At 62.8% G+C, this 22,050-nt stretch carries 20 protein-coding genes; 3 read left to right on the top strand and 17 right to left on the bottom strand.

The genetic code is table 11. From position 1 onward, the window contains the following. Nucleotides 1-4 precede the first annotated feature (4 nt). The 8 genes from NLY43_RS31010 to oiaX form a co-directional block, all read right to left on the bottom strand. Nucleotides 5-1,543, bottom strand: a complete 1,539-nt coding sequence (locus NLY43_RS31010; protein ID WP_023697632.1) for a sugar ABC transporter ATP-binding protein — start codon at nt 1,541-1,543, stop codon at nt 5-7. Beyond that, the gene (locus tag NLY43_RS31005) at nt 1,540-2,187 is read right to left on the bottom strand and encodes a DUF2291 family protein (protein ID WP_023710715.1); all 648 of its coding nucleotides are present in this window, start codon (nt 2,185-2,187) and stop codon (nt 1,540-1,542) included. Before NLY43_RS31005 ends, NLY43_RS31010 begins: the two co-directional genes overlap by 4 nt. Nucleotides 2,188-2,220: 33 nt before the next feature. Beyond that, on the bottom strand, nt 2,221-3,285 hold the full coding sequence (locus tag NLY43_RS31000; RefSeq protein ID WP_245263962.1) for a sugar-binding transcriptional regulator: 1,065 nt from the start codon (nt 3,283-3,285) through the stop codon (nt 2,221-2,223). Between the two features lie 273 nt (nt 3,286-3,558). Continuing rightward, complete coding sequence (locus tag NLY43_RS30995) at nt 3,559-5,271, bottom strand: glycerol-3-phosphate dehydrogenase/oxidase (RefSeq protein WP_023710716.1); 1,713 nt, start codon at nt 5,269-5,271, stop codon at nt 3,559-3,561. Further along, nucleotides 5,268-6,044 (bottom strand): DeoR/GlpR family DNA-binding transcription regulator, encoded by a 777-nt coding sequence (locus NLY43_RS30990; RefSeq protein WP_023672603.1) that lies wholly within the window; start codon nt 6,042-6,044, stop codon nt 5,268-5,270. The genes NLY43_RS30995 and NLY43_RS30990 overlap by 4 nt, the downstream gene beginning before the upstream one ends. Further along, entirely contained in the window at nt 6,041-7,558 is a 1,518-nt protein-coding gene (locus NLY43_RS30985) for an FGGY-family carbohydrate kinase (RefSeq protein WP_023688194.1), read from the bottom strand. The genes NLY43_RS30990 and NLY43_RS30985 overlap by 4 nt, the downstream gene beginning before the upstream one ends. A 235-nt stretch (nt 7,559-7,793) precedes the next feature. Beyond that, on the bottom strand, nt 7,794-9,128 hold the full coding sequence (locus NLY43_RS30980) for a four-carbon acid sugar kinase family protein (protein WP_023710717.1): 1,335 nt from the start codon (nt 9,126-9,128) through the stop codon (nt 7,794-7,796). A 4-nt stretch (nt 9,129-9,132) separates the two neighbouring features. Continuing rightward, nucleotides 9,133-10,383: a 3-oxo-isoapionate-4-phosphate decarboxylase OiaX gene (gene oiaX / locus NLY43_RS30975; RefSeq protein ID WP_023697638.1), complete on the bottom strand. Its 1,251-nt coding sequence runs from the start codon at nt 10,381-10,383 to the stop codon at nt 9,133-9,135. Nucleotides 10,384-10,570: 187 nt separating this feature from the next. Between oiaX and NLY43_RS30970 the strand changes: the two genes are divergently transcribed. Further along, a complete protein-coding gene (locus tag NLY43_RS30970) occupies nt 10,571-11,284 on the top strand; it encodes a transcriptional regulator NanR (RefSeq protein WP_023710718.1) in 714 nt (237 codons plus the stop codon). A 2-nt stretch (nt 11,285-11,286) separates the two neighbouring features. Here the strand turns inward: NLY43_RS30970 and apnL are convergent, their stop codons facing one another. From apnL to NLY43_RS30925, 9 genes are all read right to left on the bottom strand, one after another. After that, nucleotides 11,287-13,125: a D-apionate lactonase gene (gene apnL, locus NLY43_RS30965; protein ID WP_023710719.1), complete on the bottom strand. Its 1,839-nt coding sequence runs from the start codon at nt 13,123-13,125 to the stop codon at nt 11,287-11,289. Then, nucleotides 13,122-14,156, bottom strand: coding sequence for a Gfo/Idh/MocA family protein (locus tag NLY43_RS30960; protein WP_023681700.1), 1,035 nt, complete (start codon nt 14,154-14,156; stop codon nt 13,122-13,124). The genes apnL and NLY43_RS30960 overlap by 4 nt, the downstream gene beginning before the upstream one ends. Nucleotides 14,157-14,158: 2 nt before the next feature. Continuing rightward, nucleotides 14,159-15,223 carry an ABC transporter permease gene (locus NLY43_RS30955; protein WP_023681701.1) on the bottom strand — a complete coding sequence of 355 codons (1,065 nt, stop codon included), beginning with the start codon at nt 15,221-15,223 and terminating at the stop codon, nt 14,159-14,161. Continuing rightward, entirely contained in the window at nt 15,216-16,772 is a 1,557-nt protein-coding gene (locus NLY43_RS30950) for a sugar ABC transporter ATP-binding protein (RefSeq protein WP_023710720.1), read from the bottom strand. Before NLY43_RS30950 ends, NLY43_RS30955 begins: the two co-directional genes overlap by 8 nt. Then, on the bottom strand, nt 16,769-17,413 hold the full coding sequence (locus NLY43_RS30945) for a DUF2291 family protein (protein ID WP_023688188.1): 645 nt from the start codon (nt 17,411-17,413) through the stop codon (nt 16,769-16,771). The genes NLY43_RS30950 and NLY43_RS30945 overlap by 4 nt, the downstream gene beginning before the upstream one ends. 95 nt (nt 17,414-17,508) lie before the next feature. Further along, nucleotides 17,509-18,450 carry a D-ribose ABC transporter substrate-binding protein gene (locus tag NLY43_RS30940; protein ID WP_023681704.1) on the bottom strand — a complete coding sequence of 314 codons (942 nt, stop codon included), beginning with the start codon at nt 18,448-18,450 and terminating at the stop codon, nt 17,509-17,511. Nucleotides 18,451-18,776: 326 nt separating this feature from the next. After that, nucleotides 18,777-19,604, bottom strand: coding sequence for a phosphogluconate dehydrogenase C-terminal domain-containing protein (locus NLY43_RS30935; RefSeq protein WP_023710721.1), 828 nt, complete (start codon nt 19,602-19,604; stop codon nt 18,777-18,779). 422 nt (nt 19,605-20,026) lie between these two features. Beyond that, nucleotides 20,027-20,407: a hypothetical protein gene (locus NLY43_RS30930; RefSeq protein WP_023697645.1), complete on the bottom strand. Its 381-nt coding sequence runs from the start codon at nt 20,405-20,407 to the stop codon at nt 20,027-20,029. 136 nt (nt 20,408-20,543) lie between these two features. Further along, the gene (locus NLY43_RS30925) at nt 20,544-20,771 is read right to left on the bottom strand and encodes a KTSC domain-containing protein (RefSeq protein ID WP_023691072.1); all 228 of its coding nucleotides are present in this window, start codon (nt 20,769-20,771) and stop codon (nt 20,544-20,546) included. Nucleotides 20,772-20,925: 154 nt separating this feature from the next. Between NLY43_RS30925 and NLY43_RS30920 the strand changes: the two genes are divergently transcribed. Both NLY43_RS30920 and NLY43_RS30915 read left to right on the top strand, forming a co-directional pair. After that, nucleotides 20,926-21,522 (top strand): alpha-ketoglutarate-dependent dioxygenase AlkB, encoded by a 597-nt coding sequence (locus NLY43_RS30920; RefSeq protein ID WP_023701700.1) that lies wholly within the window; start codon nt 20,926-20,928, stop codon nt 21,520-21,522. Nucleotides 21,523-21,586: 64 nt separating this feature from the next. Then, nucleotides 21,587-21,973, top strand: a complete 387-nt coding sequence (locus tag NLY43_RS30915) for a hypothetical protein (RefSeq protein ID WP_023697647.1) — start codon at nt 21,587-21,589, stop codon at nt 21,971-21,973. The last annotated feature ends 77 nt before the right edge of the window (nt 21,974-22,050 follow it).

Here is a 22,050-nt window from a genome sequence, read left to right as displayed (position 1 = left end):
ATGGTCAGGCGACCACGGCTTCGCCGGAGGCGGCCATGATCTGCTCTTTGGTGGCGTTGGCGCCGAATTCGGCTGAAATCTTGCCGCGCCGCATCACGACGATGCGATGGGCGATGCTGAGGCACTCATTGACCTCCGAAGTCGAGAAGACGACCGCCAAGCCTTGCGCGGCGCGCTCGCTGAGCAAGCGAAAGACTTCGGCCTTGGCGCCGACATCGATGCCGCGGCTCGGCTCGTCGAGAAGGATGACCTTGGGATCTGTCGTCAGCATCTTGCCGATGACGACCTTCTGCTGGTTGCCGCCCGACAGCGATCCGATCATGGCGTTGCCGCCCGCGGTCTTGATGGTCACCTTGCGGATCGAATCGTCGATCAGTGCGCGTTCCCTCGGCCGGGAGAGGAACAGGCCTTTCGCGAACGCCTCGATGCTGGCAAGCGACAGATTGCGGCCGACGGTCATGGTCTGAACCAGGCCATCGCGCTGGCGATCCTCGGGGACCAGAACCAGACCTCGGGCGATGCGCTGGGCAATGGTCAGTCCCGAAACGTCCTCACCCTCCAGCAGCGCCCGCCCGCCCGCCATGGGCACACGGCCGGCGACGGCCTCCAGCAATTCCGTGCGGCCCGCGCCCATCAGCCCATAGATGCAGACGATCTCGCCCGCTTTGACATCCAGCGACAGATGATCGACGACGTAGCCTGAACCCGAAGCGTCGGTGACGCTGACATCCTCGATCGACAGCGCCACCGCGCCGAACTCGTGGCCGGTCGGCGGCGAGCCGAGATCGAAATTCTCGCCCACCATGTTGCGGACGATCCATTCGAGGTCGATGTCCTTGGCCTCGGCCGTTGCCGTGATCGCCCCGTCACGCAGCACGACGGCGTAGTCGGTGATCTGCAGCGCCTCTTCGAGGTGATGCGAGATGTAGACGATGGAGACACCGCGGCTGGTCAGATCGCGGATCACCTTGAACAGCACCTCCACCTCGGTCGCACTGAGTGCGGAGGTCGGCTCGTCCATGATCAGGATGCGGGAATCGACCGACAGCGCGCGTGCGATCTCGACGATCTGTTGCTGCCCCAGGCGCAGGTCCTCGACCAGGGTCATCGGATCGATGTCTTCTTCGAGGTCGGCCATCAGCGCCCGCGCCTGGCGCGCCTCCTCGGCGAAGTCGAGGCCGGTTCTGGTGCGCAGTTCGCGGCCCATGAAGATGTTGTCGCGAACGCTCAGATTCGGCGCCAGGCTGAGCTCCTGGTGGATGATCGAAATGCCGCGATCGCGCGCGTCCGAAGACGAGGCAAAGCTGACGAGATTGCCGTCGAGCACGATGTCGCCGGATGTCGGCGTCACCACGCCGGACAGGATCTTCATCAGCGTCGATTTGCCGGCGCCATTCTCTCCGAACAGGGTGGTGACCTTGCCGCGATGGATGTCGAAGTTGACGCCCTTGAGCGCGTGGACGCCGCCATACGACATGACGACATTGCGCGCCGAAAGCACGGCATCGCCAGTCGCGGGTTCTGTGCCGGCAGCCATTGTCATTTGACGTCCAGCCTCACCGGTGTGACCAGCCAGCTCTTCGGATTGACCAGCTTGAAGACGCCGACCACCGCTATTGTCTTGCCGGTCAAGGCACTGGTATCGACTTTCGCCAGCACCTCCTTCTTCATCTCGTTGTTCAGCGCCGAGCCGGCGTCCTGATACTCGATCTGGTTGGTGAACTGACCAAAGGTGATCTTGCCGGTGGCGTCGCGAAGCTCGGTTCCGTTGATCGCCGGCCCAGTCTGTACGCGGACGGTCAACGTGTCCGGCAAACCGTCGACGGCGACCTTGTAGATGCCCGATTTTCCCTCGCCGACGACGCCGGTGAACTTGACCGAGATGACCGGTCCGACTCCCGCCGGCACGCCATATTCCTTTTCGGCCGTCGCCCTGTCCTTGGCGATCGCCGTTGCCACCGTTGCGGCGTCGGCGGCACGCGCTTCGACATCGGCCTGCACCTTGGGAAATTCAGACTTGCCGTAGTCGGCGGCCGAAAACACCGCGTTGCGAACATCGCCGGCAGAGCCGATCTTGATCACCTTGGTATCGAGCGCCATGGCGCCGAGCAGAACCACAACCGCAGCGCCGGCAAGCACCCGGCGCAGGCCGGGCGAAGCTTGCCGGGCGGTGGCCTTCGCGCTCATGATGCAACCACCAGCGGTGCGGATTGTCCGTTGTCACGCATTCGAAGTTCCTCCGTTCACGCAGCGCTTCGCGGTCCCGGCTGCATCGTCGAGCTCGACCAGCGCGCGGGCCGTGCATTCGTCGGTGATCAGGCCGCTGAGATAACGGCTTTCGAGTACTGCCTTGATGGCGCGCACCTTCACCTTGCCGCCGGCGACGGCAACGATCCTGCGGCCCTTCAACTGATCGCGCGGAAGCGCCAGTATTCTTTCCGACAGCGCCGTTTCGACCGGACGCCCCTTGTCGTCGAAGAAATGCGCCAGCAATTCACCAACGCCGCCGTCACGCTTGACCTCGTCGATTTCGGAAGGCTCGATCATGCCGGTGGCGACCAGCGACGCCTCCCGCTCGGCCGTGCCTATTCCGACGAACATCAGGTCGGACCGGCTGGCGAGAGCGAACACATCGCTGATGCCGCGCTGGCCAAGCAGCACTTCGCGGTCCTCGGCGGTATTGGCGACAAAAGGCACCGGCATGACGAAAGCCTGCGCGCCGGTCCGCTCTGCCAGGCGATGCATGACGTCGTGCGGGTTGGCGGCGAATTTGCGCGTCACGCCGCCAAGCAGCGAGACGAAACGGATGTGAGCAGCAGTTGCGCGCGTCAGATATTCGACGCTGGCGGCAAGCGTGCGGCCATGGCCGACGCCGATCAGCATGTCTTCGCCGCGATCGATTTCGCGCTTCAGGAACTGGGCGCCGGCAATGCCCAGCCCCTTGAGCGGCAGTTCGTCCTGATCGAGATCGGGAACCACCTCGCAATAGTGGAGCCCATAGGCGGCGATCAGGCGCTGTTCCAGGTCGACGCATTCGGCGACGTCGCCGTCGATGAAGACCCTGACCAGACCTTCCTGGTTGGCCTTGGTGATCAGCCTATGCGCCTTGAGGCTGGTCAGGCCAAGCCGCTTGGCCACCTGGGCCTGGGTCAGACCACCGGCATAGTGCAGCCAGGCCGCGCGCGTGGCGAGGCTGGATTCATGGTCGCGGTTTGCGCTTCCGCCGGAATTCAAGCCATCCCTCCCCAGGGTGATAATATTATCTTTGTGTGCAAAAATTTTCATACCTTTGCACCGCTGTCAATCCCTCCGCAGATGGTTGCCTCAGCCGACGTTCGGCAGCCAACGCGAGCCTATTAGAAGGTAAGCATACAATATGACCATACGGTAGTGTTAATTTAACGTCAATTTGTGTTACCGTATCCAGTGACGGCATGAGCCCGTAGGCGCCGGCAAATCCCAATCCGGGTGCAAAATGGGAAGGTTGATGCACAGGGCGCAACAAGGGCAAATCGATCGGATTGCCTCAGGAAAAGCTAGGCGTCGGCGATCAAGCGATCAGTCCAGCCGCATCAGGTTCCTGCCTTCGAGCTCGACAACAGCGGCTTCGACCTCCCGCGTGAGGCGCTCGGTGCTCCACCCCAACGCCCGCCCCGCGATCGCGGCAATCTCCTGCAGGTCGCGGCTCGTCAGCGAGCCGCCTATCGCCAACGTGCTGCGGCGCATAACGACATCGGCCAGATGTTCGACGAACTCGTTGCGCGCGATGTAGTCGATTTCCGCCTTGCCGTAGCCGCCGGAGTCCGGCAGGCAACCCTCATCATCCGACCCGTGCCTGGCGATCTCAACGGCTCTGGTCCCGTAGCGCGACAGCAATTGATCAAGGCGCCCTTCCCCGGCGCCCGTTGCCTGCTGTGCCTCAGCCAGCCAGTCCGCGCGCGCGGCGGCATTGGCCGGAAAATCCCGCCCACCGCCGATCGGCATCGACTGAGTCGACATCTTGCGGCTGCGCTGCAAGCGCTTGAGTACGGTATCAGTGACTTCCTCGGCAAAGCCGCGGAACGTCGTCCATTTGCCGCCGACCAGCGAAATGACTGCAAAGGGCCTGTTGCCGTCCGGCTCGGCAACGGGCGCCGAATGATCGCGGCTGATCAGTCCGGGCGTCGCTGCTTCAGACGTCGGCAGCGGCCGGATGCCGCTATAGGCGTAGACGATCTGGTCGCGCTCGAACGCCATGCCCGGCAGCAGCGTTCGCACGCTGTCGAGCAGATAGTCGACTTCTTCGGGTTCGCAGCGGACCGCGTCCGGATTGTCGGCCTTGATGTCGGTCGAGCCGACCAGCGCCAGGCCGAGATAGCCGTAGACCAGGCAGATGCGGCCGTCATCGGCCTCGAAATAGAGCATGCGCCCGGCGAGGCTTTTGACCAGTTCGTCATGCCTTAAAAGGATATGCGAGCCCTTGGTGCCGCCGATCATCTTCGATGGAGCACCAAGCAGCGCGTTGACGTCGTCGATCCACGGACCGGCGGCGTTCACCACCAGCTTCGGCCGCACCGAAAAGGCCGCGCCGTTTTCCGGCTGGAAGGTGAGCACGCCATTGGCTGAAGCCGCCAGTGTCGTGTAGTTGGCACCGGCAGACGCCGCGTGAGCCTGCAAGCCGTCGAGGATCAGTTCCAGCACCAGCCTTTCCGGGTGACTTATCTTGGCGTCGTAGTAGGTGCCGGTGGCGACGATCGCCGGATTGAGCGCCGGCATCTCAACAAGCGCCTGCCGCCGCCCGACCATGCGGTGGCGCGGCATGACCTGGTTTCGTGAACCGTAGAAATCGTAGATCATCAAGCCGATCTTGATCAGTATGGCGCCGCGGCTGCGCGGCGCGCTGGTCGAGCCGAACAGCGTTCGCAACGCCGCGAGCATGCCCTTGCTCCACGAGAAGATCGGGATGACGGTCGGCAGCGGGCTGACATAGTGCGGCGCGTTTTGAAGAAGCAGATTGCGTTCGAGCGTCGACTGCGCCACCAGCCCGAACTCGCCGGTCTCGAGATATTTCAAGCCGCCGTGGATGAGCCTCGACGGCGCGGCACTGGTGCCCGAGCCGAAATCCGCCTTTTCGACGATCAGGCAGCTGACACCTTGCGCGCACAGATCGCGAAACAGCCCAGCCCCGTTGATGCCGGCGCCAAGAATGACGACGTCGACTTCGCCGGTCCCGGCCATCGCGGCGAGACGCCCTGCGGGATTGTCCGCCCCGGCTCCATCTGCTGGGTTCATGGCGCCTTCGTCTTGACGATGCGCAACTTCACCCCCGCCCGTTCGAGGCTCTGCGCCTGCGCATCGCCCAGGCCCTCGGTCACCAGCACGGCGTCGAAACTGGTCAGATCGTCGAAGACATGCAGCGCGATCCGGTCGAATTTTGCGTGGTCGACCAAAAGGATGCGCTTCACGGAGGCGGTCATCATCGCCTGCTTGACCCGCACGACATTCGGATCCTGGATGAAAGCAGTGGTTCCGGTGACGGCCGAAGCCGAACAGATCAGCACATTGGCGCGCAACTGCGCCACGGCGTTCTCGCAGACAATGCCGATATAGGCATTGTAAGTGGGATGATACTGGCCGCCGAGGCAGATGAAATCGATATCGTCCACATTGATCAATTGGCCCGCCGTCGAAACGCTGTTGGAAATGACGGTCAGCGGCTTGACGTCGAGCAGCAGCGTCGCGACCGCGTTTGCCGTCGATGAATCGTCCAGCATCACCACCTGGCCGGCCTCGATATAATCCAGTGCCGCCCGCGCCAGTGCATCCTTCTCGGCTCGATTGACGGTCACCCGGTAGCGGAAAGCGCTCTCGTAGAGGCCGGAAGGCTGGACCGTCACCGCACCGTGCAGCTTGCGCAGCACGCCCTGCTGCGCCAGCCGGTCGATATGCCGGTGGATGGTCATGCGCGACACGCCGAAATGCTCGACCAGATCATCGATGCGCACCTGGCCGAGCTTGATCACATAATCGGCGATCTCTTCGCGTCGTTCGTCGGCCTTGATCATGCGTTTACCCCCGCCAGCCTTTCGATATCAGGCCAATGCGACTTCAGCTGCTCGGCTATGCGGCAGTAGAGCGAAAACCGCTCATTGAACACAGCACTGGAGGCGGGCACGGGTTGATACGTCCGCTCCGTCATCCCGACCTGCCTGGCGCCCTGTTGCGGCGTCGCGAAGATCCCGACCGCGGCACCTGCGCAAAGCGCGGCACCGAGGGCCGCGGTCTCATCCGTCGAGGTGACGGTGACCGGGGCGTTCAGCACGTCGGCAAACATCTGCACGAAGGCAGGATTACGCGAGCCGCCGCCGGTCAGGCGGATCTCGCTGATAGCAAAGCCTTCGCGCAAAGCCTCGACATGGGTGCGGTGATTGAAGGCGATGCCTTCCAGAACCGCCTTCAGCATGTCGCCGCGATTGTGCCAGCCATGCAGGCCGACAAAGCTGCCGCTGGCCAAATCGCCATAGGGAGAGCCGAACAGATAGGGATGAAACAGGATGGTCGAAGGCTTCTTCAACGCCGCGTCGATCTCTCCCGCCAGCAATTCGTGGAGGGAGCCGCCATCCGTCCTGTCCTGCTCCGCGCGGCAAAACGTGTCGAGAAACCAGTCGTAGTTCGCGGTCGAGGCCGGCGAGATCGACATGTTGTTCCAACGGCCCGCGTCGATGGCGTTGCGGCAGAACCAACGCCGGTCGACGCGCGGTTGCGAAGAGACGACTTCATTGATGGAATAGGTGCCGGCGACGATGGCGAGCACGCCGTCTTCATGGCCGCCCATGCCAAGCGCCGATGCGGCCACGTCGTGCAGGCCGCAGGCGACCGGTGTTCCCTTGCGAAGGCCGGTCCTTTCGGCGGCATCGGCTGTGACTTGACCGGCGATGTCAGCGGAATGCGCCACCGGCGGCAGCGCGTTGAACAGATCCTCCAACCCGAAGATGCGCAGCGCTTCAGGCGCATAGGCTTGCGTGCGAAAATCCGTGAATGAAGTGCTGGCCTCCGTGCGGTCGGTCCCGATCGTGCCGGTCAGGCAAAAGCGCAGCCAGTCCTTGCAGGCCAGCACATGGCCGATGCGGCCATAGCGATCAGGATCGTTCTGCTTGAGCCACGCCAGCAGCGCCGACGGCGCCGAAACATGCGGCGTCTGGCCCGTCGTCGCCAGCGCATCGGTGAAAACGGTACCGGCGGACCACCTGTCGACAATGTCGCCGGCGCGGCTGTCGAGCGACAGGATGCCTGGTCCCAAAGGCTGACGATCATGATCGAGCAGATAGAGACCATCGCCATGCGCGGTCGCCGCCACCGCCTTGATGTCTTCCGCCGGCCTGCCGGAGAGCGCGATCGCCTCCTTGATGGCGTCGGCTGTTGCTTGCCACAGGCCTGACATGTCGCGCTCCACCCAGCGCGCGTGGGGCATCGATTGCGGCACCCGGCGACGCGCCACGGACAATTGCGTGCCGTCGGCATCGAAGATGACCGCCTTGGTGACCGTGAGGCCGTTATCGATTCCGAGCAGGCTGGGCATGATCACCGCCTCTTTCAGCATTGGCGATTGCTACAGGGCGATCCTGCAGTCTGATGCAAGGGCGAAACACATGGCGACAACCCCGATAGAGCAAGGCGGATAAATGGCAAAAGTACCTTGCCCGGACAAAACACCCATATCTTTATGTGAATTTAACGTCAACATGCGCGACAAAAACCGCTACGGCGCCGTTAGAGGGCATGAATGGATCTCGCCGTTGCCAGGCGACGCGTAATCAGCTGCTAAGGCCGTCACGGATGGCGCTGAAATAGCGGTCGGTTCCAACCTGCCCGCCCTTGAGTGCCACCTCCAGCCCATCGATCGCCTTGACGCGCGAGTGAGCGACGCAAAGCGGCGAGCCCGGCGACGCCGGCAACGGCATCCGCACGGTCAGCGCATCGACACCCATCTGGCCGAGCGCGTGGCTCGACGTATCGCCGCCGGCAACGACCACGCGCTGCAACTTCTGCTCGATGGTCAGCGCGCGAAGCAGTTCGCCGAGGCCCCGCCCGAGCTTGTGGCGGGCGCCTTCCTGGCGGTCGATTTCGCCCCCCCTATCGGCCGCGGGTCCAAGGGCCGTGTAGAGAACGACGCTGCGCCCGGCTTCCAGACTGGCGCGACCGGCTGCCGTCGCGCGTGCGATCGCATCTCCGGAAGCATCGGAGATCAGTTCGACGGGATCGACCTCGATGCCATCGAAGCCGTCGGTCAAAGCGTGCCGGATCTGTCGTTCGGTCGTCGGCGAACAACTGCCCGAGACGACCGCGATCCGGTCGGCGGCACCTGGCGGCGAAAATCCTGGCTCAGCTCTGACTGTCCCACTCGACACCCATTCGGCCAGCAGCGCATATTCGATCCCGGACGAGCCGACGACGAACGAACCGCCCGGCTTGCGGGCGCGCCATATCCCCTTGCCGGCAAGCGCCTGCGTCTCGAGGCTGTCGACATCGACAAGTACGATGTCGGTGCCCTCAGCGAGCAAGCGGTCGAAGGCTTCCGAGCGCGACACCGACTGCAACGTCGCGAGATCGACCAGCCCCGATGTGAGCTCCGTCTGCCGCGACAGATGGATCAGCAGGTCGGATTCATCCATCGGCGTCGTCGGGTGGCGGCTCATCACCGGATGGCGGTCGATGCGGAAATACTTTTCACGATAGGCCGCGAACAAATGACCGAAGGCGGTGTAACGCTTGAGCTGCGGCGCCCCAACCAGCAGCGGCACGCTGTCCTGAGCGAAAACCGAGCGGCCGATCTCGATGGCGCGACCGATGCTGCCGATCGTCGGACTGGAATCGAAGGTCGAGCAGACCTTGTAGTGACAGATCGCGGCATTCAGCGTCTTCAGCCAAGCGAAGGCATCGCTCAGATGCGTGTCCATCCATTGTGGCGTCTCGCTGCGGCTGGTGCCGGCCAATCCAATGGCGCGGCAGTGGCTGAACTGCGCAAGCATGGCCGCGTCCGGCTGGCGCATGAACAGCACGGTCGGCACGCCGCCGAGTTCGAGCGCTTCCATGGCGTCGGTCGAGCCGGTGAGGTCGTCGCCATAATAGCTGAGAAGCAGGTCTTGCATTGCTTCAGGCCGCTTTGCCGTCGCCGAATTTTTCGATCGACCGCGCCAGCTCCGGATGGCTCAAGGCGAAATCCGCCAGCGGAATGCCGTCGACCGCCGCCTGCCAGGCTTGCTGCACGGCACGCACCCCGGCGCCCGGTCCATCCGGATGGCTGACGATGCCGCCGCCGCACAGATAGAGCAGATCGACCGTCCGGCCGGTCCGTTCATAGGTCTCGGGTGCTTGCCCGCCCCATTGGCCGGAGCCCGCCACAGGCAAGGCGCAATCCTCAGGCGCAAAAATCGGCGTCGTCACCGCCTTGAAGGACTCGACGAAAGACGCGTCCGGCTCCCAGTATTTCGATTGGATGCCGTTGATCTGGAACTGGTCGACGCCGAGCAGCCGCCAGAACTGTTGCCAGACCTTGAAGTTCATACCGAGGCCGGGATGGCGGGTGAGGATGTCCCAGCCGTTGCGATGAGCGTGAAGCACCAGGCTGGAGCGTTTTCTCAAGAAGGCCAGGCCACCGAAACCGACGGAGTTGATGTTGACCACCGCGCAATTTCCGCCGGCCTTGGCCACCAGATCGTGATTGCGCATCATCTCGTCCGGGTCGGCATGCGAGATGCCGAAGGCATACATCACCTTCTTGCCGGTCCTCTGCTCGTGGTCGAGGATCAGCGGCATGATTGCCTTTACCCGCTCCGCCAGCGGCGAATAGGCTGGGCTCATCAGCTTCTCATCGTCCTTGATGAAATCGACACCGGCGGCGATCAGCTCGCCCACCATCGCGGCGGTCTCGGGGGGCCGCAGCCCCAGCGCCGGCTTGACGATGGTGCCGATGATCGGCCGATCCGTGACACCTGTCAGCCTGCGGCTGCCGGCGACGCCGAATTGCGGACCTGGATGCGCGCCGCGGAATTGCTCCGGCAGCTTCATGTCGACAACGCGAATGCCGGTTAGGCCCTTGATCGAATAGGCGCCGCCGATGGCAATGGTCATCAGAGCCGACAGGTCGTGGCCGATGGCATCGAATGGAAAGGCGATGTCGACATCCGCGCGCTTGAACGGCCCGTTACCGGCCTCGGGAATGGAGGGGCGAAGTGCGTCCGGCAGGTGCCGAATGGCCAGGACACGCGCGGCCACCCGGGCTTTCAGTTCCTCGGTCTCGCCGGGCAGCGCGACGAAGGTTCCAGTCGACTGGTCGCTGGCGATCTTGGCTGCCAGCGTCTCGATGCTGCCTGATGTCTCGATGCGGTAGGTGAGCGTGATCATGGTTCGTTGTCTGAGGCCGCAGGGGGTTCGAAAAGAGTTCCTTGATCGTCGGAATCTGGTATAATGAGTACATAAGCTTTGCAAGCAATATCCTGTCTGGCGGCTATGGGCGATCGGGGCGACAGCCATTCCGGGAACAGCTGCGGCAGTGCTAGATAGACACAGGTCAAGGGAGTGATTCGCGACGATGAACCGTTCGGAGCCGATCGTCCGGCGCAAACTTTCCGACGAAGTGTTTTTGCGGCTGAAGCGCCTGATCACCAGCGGAGAATTGACGCCGGGCGACGACATGCCGTCGGAGCGCGAGTTGATGGAGCGCTTCGAGGTCGGCCGTCCCGCGATCCGCGAGGCGATGCAGGCGCTGAGCAATATGGGCCTCGTCGCGATCTCGCATGGGGAACGCGCCAAGGTGCTGCAGCTGACCGCCAAGTCGATCATCAAGCAGGTCGACGGCGCAGCCAAGATCATCCTGTCGTCGTCGAAGGACACGCTGGAGCACCTGAAAACGGCGCGCATCTTCTTCGAGCGCGGCATGGTCAGGGAAGCCGCCGAAAATGCCACTGCCGAGGACGTTGAGCAGCTGCGGGCCACAATTGCCGAACAGCGTGGCTTTCGCGGCGATTCCGAGGCTTTCATTTCAGCCGACATGAAGTTTCACACCCAGATCGCGGCCATTTCAGGCAACCCGATCTATATCGCCGTCAGCGAGGCTATGCTCAGTTGGCTGAAGGAATATCACACCGAAATGCTGATCTGGACCGGCAAGGAACAGTTCACGCTGACCGAGCATGAAGAGATCATCGGCCGCATCGAGAAGAAGGATGCCGACGGCGCCGAGAAGGCGATGATCAAGCACCTCGAGCGCTCGCGCGCGCTTTATGTGATGAACTCCGGCAACTGATTTCAGCCGATCCGCGTGATCGCGTAAGGGGTCATCACCAGTTGGCCTCGGCCAAACGCTGAGATGTCGACCGTCACGTCGTCCGCCGTCAGGTTCGCCAGCCACGCCACGGTCTTGCCCGAAGCGGAGCGGCCGGCCAGCGCCAGCACCTTGGTCTCGTCGCTCGTTTTCGTCGCCACATACGTAAGGCCGGCCAGTTCGCAAAGCCCCTTGATGGCATCGAAGATCGGCCGAGGCGATCCTTCCGCGACGGGTTCGCCGGATGCTGCGAGCACGCCGAAAGGCCCGGCGAAGCCGGACAGCGTGAGCAGTTCCAGCCCGGCCGGCGCGACACGCGCGGCATAGCCGATCGCCCATGCGGCTGCGAACAGGCCGGCATGGCGAGGGTCGCGATCGGCCATGGCGATGCGCTGGCCCCCGGGATTGCCCTTGGTCGCGCCGCCATAGGGGTTCTGGCGCATGGCGATCGTCGATGGACCGATGCGGTAAGACTTTTCCCCGAAGATCGCCCGCGCCGACGCGGTGATGAAGGGCAGCGCCTCCAGCGACTGCATGACGCTGAGATCGTCGGCGGCGTGCACGATCGGGCACGTGCAGTGGGTGACGAAATCGAGTTGGCCCGCCGGCACGCGCTTGCGGTTGAGCTCGGTGAAATAGCTGAACATGCCGCCGCCGAGCCGGATATCGGGAAAGGCGCGACGGGCCGCGGCATAGACGTCTTCGAGCGGCGGACAGTCCGGCCACGCGCTGCCCGGCGGTGTCGACTGCCGGTCAACCGAAGGCGAGACGGCAATGGCCGAAAGCTTCAACCCGGCTTGACGCACCATGTCGGCAACGCCTGACAGCTCGGCATCGAGGTCGCCCGCGCAGGCAACGACGCATTCCAGCGTCGTCTGCACCGGATAGGCGGCGGTGAGCCTTGCATAAGACTGCAATGCTTCGAGACCGTGGCCGCGCGTCGGATCGTAGTGGAAGACAAGTTGCTGCGGGCCGAGCTCGGTCAATGTCGAAAGATTTGCGAGCGCTGCTTCGACCTCATCCGGGTAGATGATCACGCCGAGATCCGGCAGCCTCTGCCCGGTCTCGCCGAGTTCGACGCTGACCGGTTCGGCGGCAGATGCTGCGGCCGGCATTCCCCCCTCGCCGGTGATGCGCAGGCTGACCGTCTGGCTTACAGTTTGGCCGGCCGGCAGCACATAGGGCCAAGGCAGCGCCAGTGGCCGCACATAGGTCTTGTAGGACGCGTCCGACCAGTTGCGCTGGTCCTCCATCTCGAAAGTGTCGCCCTCCATCCGGCATTCGGCAGTGATGCCCGGCCGGACCTCATGGATGATCGCGCGCAAATCCTTGAAAGGCTGCCGGGGATCGATCAACAGCGGCAGTTTCGTCGCCACCAAGCTGCCGTCCGTATGCTCGACCGTGACCGGGCTGCCGGCGAGGCCGGCGATCGGATGCAGGACGCAAAAACCGCAGCGATTGGTCTCGAAATCGCTTTCAGGGACCGCGCTGACGTCGAACACCAGGTTACCGTTGGCGGAGCCCTTGATCGTAGCGCGAAAGTCTAGCCGGCTTCCGCCCGGCGCTAAGCAACTTGCGGAGTAGCTGACGGAGAAGCTGTCGGCGTCCTGATCCACGGCAAGGTCCGTCAGCGCCGGTTCATAGGTGCCCCAGTCGCGGTCGCGCACGATGTAGGCGATGGCGCGCAACACTTCGATGCCACCGTAACGGATGGTGCGCAGGTTGCCGTTGACAAAGTCGGCGCTGAGCAGACCGGCATTCAGCCTGACCGGCTCCGCCTCGACGGCATGCGTACCGTAGAGGAGGAAGGCGTCGGCTGTCATGTCAGCAAGCCATCCAGGTGGACAGGTTCGTGGCTCGCGGCGCCCAGATAGGCCGCCTCGACCAGCGCGAATGTCTTGAGGTTGTCGGCGCCCGAGGTCGCCGGCTCGGTTCCCTTTGCCAGGCAGTCGACCCAGTGCTGCTGGATGGCGACGACGCTCTCCTGGATGTTGTGCCATGGGCGCGATGCCCAGGCGAGTACGGGCGGCGAAACGTCAGTGATCTTCGTGCCGCTCCTGCCGGTGACGGTGAGCCGATATCCCTGCGCCAAGCGGATCGTGCCGTCGCTGCCGTCGATCTCGATCAGCGTTTCGGGAAACGGTTCGGTGGCGAGCTTCGTCGCGTAGCTACAGTCGACCACTGACGTCGCCCCGCTCTTGTGGTCCATCAGCATCGTCGCGACATCTTCGCCCGCGATGCCGGGGTTGATGCGCGCGGTTCGCGTCGTGATCGTCGACACGTCGCCCAGTAGAAAACGGGCGATGTCGAGACTGTGGATACCGAGATCCTCGATGATGAAGCGCTTTCCCTTGGCGAGATAGGGCTGGCCGGAAAACACGTCATAGGCAGAGCGGAAGGAGATGCGCCCGAAGAACGGCGTGCCGATCTCGCCGCTGTCGAGCACGGCACGCACCGCCTGGATCGCCGACTGCCAACGAAAATTCTCATGCACCATCAGCGGTACGCCGGCTTCCACGCAGGCCCTCACCATCGCCTTGGCGTCGGCAAGCGTCGGCGCGAACGGCTTTTGGCAAATCACCGGCACACGGTGCAGCGCCGCCATCTCGACCAGCGGACGATGGCTGGGAACGGTGGTGGCGATATCGACGAAGTCGAGGCTTTCGCTTGCAAACATCTCTGCCGCGTCGGTGTAGCGCTTCGCAATACCGAACTGGTCGCCGATGATGCGCAGCCGCTCCGGGTCGCGGTCGCAAATGGCGACCATCGCGGCGCCTTCAATGTCGCGCCAGGCATGCATCTGGTTGATGGCAAAGAAGCCGCAGCCGATGAGCCCTCCCCGCAACTCCGCCATGCTCAGCCTGCCTTTGCCATCTGCATCAGCGTCACCCGGCTCTGCAGCCGGCGCTGCGCTTGGTCGACGACGACGGCGACGATGATGACAAGGCCCTTGATCACCATCTGCCAGAAGGAACTCACGCCCATCATCACCAACCCGTCCGAAAGAATGCCGATGACGAAGGCGCCGACAATGGTGCCGCCGATCGTGCCGCGCCCACCCGACATCGAGGTGCCGCCGAGCACTGCCGCCGCGATGGCGTTGAGCTCGAAACTTTCGCCCGTTGCCGGGTGCGAGGCCATCAGTTCCGACGAGATGATCAGGCCGACGATCGCCGCGCAGAAGCCGGAGAACATGTAGACGAACATTTTCACCATGTTGACACGAACGCCCGAAATTCGCGACGCCCGCTCATTGCCGCCGACGGCGAAGATGTGGCGGCCGAGCGGCGTGTATTTGGCGAGATAGGCCGCAGCCAGCGCGACGACGATCAGGATCCAGATCGCCACAGGCAGGCCAAGCAGCCGCCCGGCGCCGAGGAAACCAAACCCGGTGGTGCCGAGCTCCGGCTTGCCGACCAGGTTGGGGAAGGTGCGGCCATCCGACGACAGCAACGCCAGGCCGCGCGCGACATAGAGCACGCCGAGCGTGGCGATGAACGGCGCGACGTTCAGCCTGGTGATCAGCAGTCCGTTGACAGCGCCGATCAATATGCCGACCGCCAGCGTGATCAGCGCGATCTCGACGACGTTGAAATAGATGGTGTAGCCGAATTGCAGGTCGATGCCGTTCAGCACGAGGTAGCCGGCGACCATGCCGCACAGACCGACGATCGAGCCGACCGACAGGTCGATGCCGCCGGTGATGATGACGAAGGTCATGCCCATGGCGAGGAAGGCGTTCAGCGCCACATGTTTCGACATCAGGATCAGGTTGGCGGTCGACAGGAAATTCGGCGCCGCGATCGAAAAGAAGATCAAGACGGCGATCAGCGCGATGAACGTCCTCGCCTTCATCAGCGTCAGCAGCAGCGAGCCGCTCGAGACGGAGGAGACAGCCGCCTTGGCCGGGATGTCAGTCATGGGCGCTTTTCTCCGTGTGCGGGGTCGGTCCGTGGCCAAGTGCCGAGGCGGCGACAAGGGCTGCCTCCGTCGCCTCGGAGCGATCGAACATGCCCGTCAGTTTTCCATTGCTCATCACCGCGATGCGATCGGACAGCGCCATCACCTCATCGAGATCCGAGGTGGCGAACAGAATACCGAGCCCATCGCGCGATAGTTTGCGCATGGTGCGGAAGACGTCGGCCTTGGCGCCGACATCGATGCCACGGCTGGGCTCATCCATCAGCAGCACCTTCGGCCCGGTGAGCAGCGCCTTGCCGATCACCACCTTTTGCTGGTTGCCGCCCGACAGCGATGAGACCTCCTGCGCCGGGTCGGCGACCTTGATCGCCAGTTCCCGCACCATCTGCGTCACCGCCTGCTTCTCGTGGCCGCCGCGAATGTGAAACAGGCGGACAAAACGCGACAGGCTGGCCAGTGTCAGATTGCTCGCGACGGACAGGATCGAGACTAGCCCTTCGCGTTGGCGGTCTTCGGGGATCAGCGCCAGCCCGCGCCGGATACGCCGCGTCGTGTCGCGCTCCTTGACCTTTTTGCCGGCGATGAAGATCGCGCCGGTCGCCTGGCCATGGCGGCCCATGATGCAGTCGAACAGCTCGCTTCGCCCGGCGCCCATCAGGCCGTATATGCCGAGTATCTCGCCGGCGCGCAGCGACAGCGAGACGTGATCGACCGCCAGCCCGCCGGTAGCCCGCGGCAGGCAGATGTCCTCGGCGCGGAATATCTCTTCGCCGGGAACATGGCCGTCGGCTTTGGCAAAATCCTTGGCGTCGGAGCCGATCATCTGCCGCACGATCCACCGCGTGTCGACGTTTTTCATCTCTTCCTGGCCGGTGATGTGTCCATCGCGCAGCACCGTGATGTAGTCGCCGATGCGGATCAGCTCTTCCAGCCGGTGCGAGATGTAGACGATCGCCACGCCGCGCGCCTTGAGGTCGGCGATCACCTTGAACAGGATCTCGACTTCCGCCGCACTCAGCGCCGAGGTCGGCTCGTCCATGATCAGGATGCGTGCATCGAGCGAAACCGCCTTGGCGATCTCGACCAGCTGCTGCTGGCCGATGCGCAGATCCTCGACCAGCATGTCCGGTCGGATCCCGGCCTGCAGGCGTTCGAGAAATTGCGCCGCACGGCGCTCCTGTTCCTTGCGGTCGATCTTGCGGAACCGGTTGGTGATCTCGCGCGTGGCGAAGATGTTCTCGGCGACGGTCATATTGCCAAACAGGTTCAGCTCCTGGAACACCATGCCGATGCCGCGGTTCACCGCGTCGCCCGAGGACGAGAAGGAGACCTCCTCCCCTTCCAGGAGGATCCGGCCGAGCGTCGGCTGTTCGACGCCGGCGATAATCTTCATCAGCGTCGATTTGCCGGCGCCGTTTTCGCCGACCAGCACATTGACCGCCCCCTTGCGTACCTCGAAATTCGCGCGCTTGACCGCGACGGTGCCGGAATAGACCTTCGAGACGTCTTCCAGCTTCAGGATGACATCGTGAGCGGCGGCGGCACTCATGGCTTCGGCCCGATTTCTGCCTCCGCCGGCGTCACCAGCGGCAGGTCCTGGCCGTTTTCGAGCGTATAGGCGCCGAGGACCTTGGCGGTCCGGCCCTCCAAGGCGTCACGCGGCAGTTTGGCAAGCACGGCCTTGACGGCATAGGCGTTGAACGCCTTGCCGAACTGGGCGAAGTCGATCTGGTTGGTAAAATCGTTGAACTGGATGAAATCGAGGCTGTCGCGCAGCGCGGTTCCGCGCATCGCCGGTCCGATCTGTACCCGCGCATCGGCCTTGCCGTCGCCGTCGACATCGACATCCATGGTCGCTGCCCGCGACTGCGTGTTGGCGGCGATGATCTTGCCCTCGACGCGAACCGCGAAGGTCCATGGCGAATTCGCCTGCTTCTTCGGATTGCCATATTTGGCGCCGGCGGAAGCAGGATCGGTTTTCGCCAGAGCGTGGACTTCGGCAAACGGCCCGGCTTTCTGCTGGAGGTAAGGCACGACCTTCGCCGCCCATATCTCCTCGACCATCTTGTCCGGATTGAAGGCGGCGGCGCTGCCGCTGTCCCCCGAGGGCGTCGGCAGGATCTTGCAGGCGGTCAGGCTGATGCCGACTGCAACGACAAGGATCGGCCAGTTCGGCTTGTTGTTCAGCATGATGGTTTGTTGTTCAGCATGGTGGTCGGCACCCACGGAAAATGGCGACGAGGGACGACCCTTGGGTCGCCCCTCACTATTCATGTCACGCCGGCTCAGTTGGTCAGCGCAAACGTTTCCAGCTTGGCAGCATTGTCACCATTGACCAAGACGCAGTCCATCAGCTGCTTTTCCTTGGCCGGCGACTTCTTGTTCTTGATGAAGTCGTTGGCCTGCTCGACCGCCATCTGCGCCTGCGCATAGGCCGGCTGCAGGACGGTTGCCTTGATGCCGCCCGCGGTGATGGAGTCGCGCACGTCGTTGGATCCGTCGAAGCCAACGACGATGACGTCCTTGCGGTTCGCCGCAACCAGCGCCGCATACGCGCCCATCGCCATGGTGTCGTTGCCGGAGATGACGCCCTTGATATCCGGGTTGGCCTGCAGGATCGATTCCATCTTGGAATAGGCTTCCGTCTGGCTCCAGTTGGCCGATTGCTGGGCGACCATCTTCAGATCCGGATAATCGTCGATGACGTCATGATAGCCCTTCGAGCGAATGCCGGCATTGGTGTCGGATTCCTTGCCGACCAGCTCGACGAAATTGCCCTTCTCGCCCATCAGCTTGACGAACTCCTGCGCGCCGAGCTGGGCGCCCTGGTAGTTGTTGGAGACGATCTGAGCCACGGCGACGCCGGTGGCGTTGATCTCGCGATCGATCAGGAACGACGGCACGCCCGCGTCCTTGGCCTTCTGCACGGCAGCGACAGTGGCGTCGGCGCCGGCATTGTCGAGGATGATCGCCTTGGCGCCGCGACCGATCGCGGTGTCGATCAATTCGGACTGCTTGTTGGCATCGTCGTCATGGACGAGCACAAGCGCTTCGTAGCCGAGTTCCTTGGCCTTGGCTTCGGCGCCGACGGCTTCCGCCTTGAAGAACGGATTGTCGTGCGAGGGCGTGATGATGGCAATGAGGTCGGCCGCATAGGCGGGTACCGCCGTGCCAAGCGCCAGCATGCCGGCGAACGCCGCAAGTGTCATTCTGCGTGTGAGTTTCATGATGTCCTCCCGTTTGAAAAATTGCCTTGATCAATCAAGGCCTCTGCATTCGAATTCGTCGCGCAGCGCGGGCCGCCGATCGGTTCGGGCTGAAATGCCGTTGCCGGCTTCCCAAACGATCGCTGCTCCCCCGCCGTCCCTCCACTCGCCCAGGCTTCGTACTTCCCGCGGACCCTTGCTCAAGCCATCAACAGCTAAGCCAACTGGTATGATGAGTCAATCATGAATTGAGGTGACGTGTGCCCACCGAGCAAAAACATCTGGGCGTCATGGCGGGTTTGTCGAGCCATCGAGGCGCTCCGGCAAGCCCCCCGACTCGGCCTGTCTCAGGTAATGCGCCGAATGCTCGCGGCGATCTCTTCCGGCTCGAACACCCGCTTCCAGTCGTCGCGCATCAGCACCGGCTTGCCGAATTCGATCGCCTTGTTGCAGGCATCCGAGAATACGCCCTTGGTCTCGCCGAAAATCACGGCGCCGAGCACGTTCATGTGGCCGAGCAGGAAATCGAGCGCCGCCTGTTGGTCGACGCCTCGCGCGACGACCTCGTCGACGGCTTCCTTCATGACGACAAGCAGTGACGCGCACACCGTCTCCGATAGACCGGGCTCCAGCAGCGCCATCTGCTCGACGGTGACACGGTGCGAGCGCATGACCGGCGCCCAGATGATTTTTGCGACCGCCTCGCCCTTGGCGTAGTCCGCTTCCGGCCCCTGCATCAGCGCGCTGACCATATGCTGCTTGGCCTTGACGCCGCCAAAATAATCCTTCTTGGCCGCCATGTCGGTCTCGTCGTTGAAGATCGGCGGATGACAGGGATGGGTGACGAAATAGGTCAGGTCCGGCCGGTTGGGCAGATGGCCGGCGAAGGGTGCGGCCGCGTCGAGCACTATCACCATCGTGCCAGGCGCGAGCTTGCTCTCGATATCAGCCGCCACCTTGCCGATATGCGTGTCGGGAACGGCCAGGATGACGATATCCGCCCCGTCCAGCGCCGCATCGGCACTGACCGCGTCGAAGCCCAGTCCGGTCTTCAGCCGATCGCGGCCGGCCTCGCTGACCTCGACATGGCGTACCGTGTAGGGCGATCCGCGAAAATTGGTCGACAGGCGGAAACCCATTTTGCCGCCGGCACCGAACAGCGCAATCGTCGTCATCTATCCCTACTCCCGCTTTGAACGACGGCCGCGCCGATCGTCATGTTATTAACTGGTATAATCACCTTACCACGAATTGAGGAGTTGAACAGGGCTTTGATGAGCGGCTATGCAGTCGCCGTTTGGCTTCCGTCCGCACGATTTCCGCGGTGGCGGCCGATAATTCAACCAAGCCAGAGCGCCGTTGCCTTTCCAGACAATCGATGCCCGCGCTAGAAGCCTCCAGGTCCATTTTCTCGGGGGCTCGGTTGCGAAGTGACGGTGGGGGCGTCACCAGCAAGGCGAAGCGCGTCCGCGCGGTCCGGTCGCGTTTTCGGGCCGTGAGTTCTCACGGCGATTTGGCGAAGGGGCTATAGAGAATTCGCGCTTCGCCGGGGTTCCGGCGAGCCAAATCACTTCTAGTCGATCATGCCGACAACTATTTACCGGTAGCTTCCCGGGTCCTTGGCTTTCTCCGCCCGACAGCTGTCCGTGCGTTGCGCCGCCGTGCGGTAAGCGCCTTCATAAAACCTGATGGCTCTCTTGAATTCGGGGGGATTGGGTATCAGGTGTTTATCTTGCACATCGTACAAGATGTATATCGCCGTTATTTTGGATTTTCCGTCTGGAGTCAGCTGCAGCGCCGGGCATCGCGTCGTAACGGCGATGACGTTAGCTGACCATGTTACGACCAATTTCAACTGGGCGTCGGACAGCCCGGCCAGATAGTTGATGTTTTTTTGATAGGCAGGGTCGATGTGTTGTCGATTATCTTTTGCAGACGCAGCGGAAGACAGGACACCTACCACGCCGAGTATAATCAATATGCATTTCAAAAGCTGCCTCCCCCAATGTTACGGCCATCTCGACCACGGCATTGTCCGTCCCCACAAAGCAGGTTGAAACAAGTCAATTTGAAAAGCAATTGGGGTTCGCGACCTTATACGGATCACCGCACCTTCAGAACCCGGTTGCTCGCGGACGCCCTTCTTCAACCAAGTGAAACCGGTAGCGGTCGCGCACGAACTCGTTGAAAAATTGCCCTTTCGAGAAGGCGGCCCGGAACGCCGCATAGGTCTCAGGCTCGACCTCTTCATAGTCGTAGCGGGCTCCGCTTGGAACGAACCAGACCGAGAGGATTTTCGTCGACGGGTCGTAATGGGTGTTGCGGATGGCAGTGGACGGCATGTCGAAAATCCTGCTTCGTCCCAAAATCTTGCTTCGCCCCAGATCCTGCTTCGAAAATGCGTAATGCCGCAACGATGCGGAGGTTCCGTCAGGGAGGCGCATCACAACGCCGAAAATCTTGCCCAGGCGGCGAGGCTTCCTATCTCTCCGTCAGATGGCACAGACGAAATCCAGCACAACAGCGTATGCCAGCCAGGGCGATCTCTTCGGCGCGGCCGACACGCTGCCGGAAGGATTTTCCTACCGGCCGGGCCTGATCACAACGGACGAAGAGGCGGAACTGGTCCGTCACCTCAATGAACTGTCCTTCAAGCCGTTCGATTTCCATGGCCATATTGCCAACCGGCAGGTCGCCGGCTTCGGCTGGCGCTATGACTACGACCGGCGCCAGGTCGTCGAAGCGCCGCCCATCCCGAAATTCCTGCTGCCGCTTCGCGACAAGGTCGCGGATTTTGCCGGCAGGCAGGCCACGGAATTCGCCCAAGTGCTCATCAACGAGTATCCGCCGGGCGCGGGCATAGGTTGGCATCGCGACAAGCCGCATTTCGATCTCGTCGCCGGCGTCTCGCTGCTGGCGCCCTGCAGCTTTCGGCTGCGCCGCAAAAACGGCTCCAAATGGGATCGCGAGACGATCGAGGTCGAACCGAGGTCCCTCTATCTCATGGACGGTCCGGCGCGCCACGAGTGGGAGCACAGCATTCCGCCGGTCGCCGGTCACCGCTACTCCATCACGCTGCGCACTCTTAAATAGGCGATACTCCAAGCCACGCAGCAGCCGCTCTGGAAGGCCGAGCGCTGTTGTGCTTCGATTGCACATGAGCGTTGACCGCAGCAGAATTTTAGTTACCCGCGTAGCGCCCTTTCTGTGGGCATGCCTGTCCTGCCTGCTGGCTCTGCAGTGGCTCGTCGACCTTGGCATGGTCGGCTTTCCCGACGGATACATAACGCCCTATGCAAGAGCAACGAGCACGCTGTTGCATGTCCTTGTCTGGGCGTGCCTGGCTCAAAGTCTCTACTTCGCTTGCCGAGCCTTGTTTGGCAAACGCTTCGAGCCTGCTCCTCTCTTCCTGCAAATCCTGATCGCCGCCGCACTGACTGTCGTGCCGGCATTCATCGTAAAACACTGTCCGCGGTCTCAGGTATGCAGCAACATCTATGAAGCGCTCACGAATACGATGATGGACGACGGCACCGGCGGATGACGTTGTGTCTCCAGTAACTGACGAGAGTTAGAACTTTGGCGTCGCGCCGCGCGGTGGCGGTAAAACCTGGAGGAACC

The sequence above is a fragment of the Mesorhizobium sp. C416B genome (assembly GCF_030323165.1).
GTDB lineage: Bacteria > Pseudomonadota > Alphaproteobacteria > Rhizobiales > Rhizobiaceae > Mesorhizobium.
The sequence above is the reverse complement of the archived record's forward strand: the minus strand, read 5'-3'. Positions and strand labels throughout refer to the sequence as shown.

What these genes read in the sequence shown, in the direction of transcription:
- NLY43_RS31010 (WP_023697632.1), bottom strand. Translation starts at nt 1,543, where the DNA reads ATGACAATGGCTGCCGGCACAGAACCCGCGACTGGCGATGCCGTGCTT.
- NLY43_RS31005 (WP_023710715.1), bottom strand. Translation starts at nt 2,187, where the DNA reads ATGAGCGCGAAGGCCACCGCCCGGCAAGCTTCGCCCGGCCTGCGCCGG.
- NLY43_RS31000 (WP_245263962.1), bottom strand. Translation starts at nt 3,285, where the DNA reads ATGAAAATTTTTGCACACAAAGATAATATTATCACCCTGGGGAGGGAT.
- NLY43_RS30995 (WP_023710716.1), bottom strand. Translation starts at nt 5,271, where the DNA reads ATGAACCCAGCAGATGGAGCCGGGGCGGACAATCCCGCAGGGCGTCTC.
- NLY43_RS30990 (WP_023672603.1), bottom strand. Translation starts at nt 6,044, where the DNA reads ATGATCAAGGCCGACGAACGACGCGAAGAGATCGCCGATTATGTGATC.
- NLY43_RS30985 (WP_023688194.1), bottom strand. Translation starts at nt 7,558, where the DNA reads ATGCCCAGCCTGCTCGGAATCGATAACGGCCTCACGGTCACCAAGGCG.
- NLY43_RS30980 (WP_023710717.1), bottom strand. Translation starts at nt 9,128, where the DNA reads ATGCAAGACCTGCTTCTCAGCTATTATGGCGACGACCTCACCGGCTCG.
- oiaX (WP_023697638.1), bottom strand. Translation starts at nt 10,383, where the DNA reads ATGATCACGCTCACCTACCGCATCGAGACATCAGGCAGCATCGAGACG.
- NLY43_RS30970 (WP_023710718.1), top strand. Translation starts at nt 10,571, where the DNA reads ATGAACCGTTCGGAGCCGATCGTCCGGCGCAAACTTTCCGACGAAGTG.
- apnL (WP_023710719.1), bottom strand. Translation starts at nt 13,125, where the DNA reads ATGACAGCCGACGCCTTCCTCCTCTACGGTACGCATGCCGTCGAGGCG.
- NLY43_RS30960 (WP_023681700.1), bottom strand. Translation starts at nt 14,156, where the DNA reads ATGGCGGAGTTGCGGGGAGGGCTCATCGGCTGCGGCTTCTTTGCCATC.
- NLY43_RS30955 (WP_023681701.1), bottom strand. Translation starts at nt 15,223, where the DNA reads ATGACTGACATCCCGGCCAAGGCGGCTGTCTCCTCCGTCTCGAGCGGC.
- NLY43_RS30950 (WP_023710720.1), bottom strand. Translation starts at nt 16,772, where the DNA reads ATGAGTGCCGCCGCCGCTCACGATGTCATCCTGAAGCTGGAAGACGTC.
- NLY43_RS30945 (WP_023688188.1), bottom strand. Translation starts at nt 17,413, where the DNA reads ATGCTGAACAACAAGCCGAACTGGCCGATCCTTGTCGTTGCAGTCGGC.
- NLY43_RS30940 (WP_023681704.1), bottom strand. Translation starts at nt 18,450, where the DNA reads ATGAAACTCACACGCAGAATGACACTTGCGGCGTTCGCCGGCATGCTG.
- NLY43_RS30935 (WP_023710721.1), bottom strand. Translation starts at nt 19,604, where the DNA reads ATGACGACGATTGCGCTGTTCGGTGCCGGCGGCAAAATGGGTTTCCGC.
- NLY43_RS30925 (WP_023691072.1), bottom strand. Translation starts at nt 20,771, where the DNA reads ATGCCGTCCACTGCCATCCGCAACACCCATTACGACCCGTCGACGAAA.
- NLY43_RS30920 (WP_023701700.1), top strand. Translation starts at nt 20,926, where the DNA reads ATGGCACAGACGAAATCCAGCACAACAGCGTATGCCAGCCAGGGCGAT.
- NLY43_RS30915 (WP_023697647.1), top strand. Translation starts at nt 21,587, where the DNA reads ATGAGCGTTGACCGCAGCAGAATTTTAGTTACCCGCGTAGCGCCCTTT.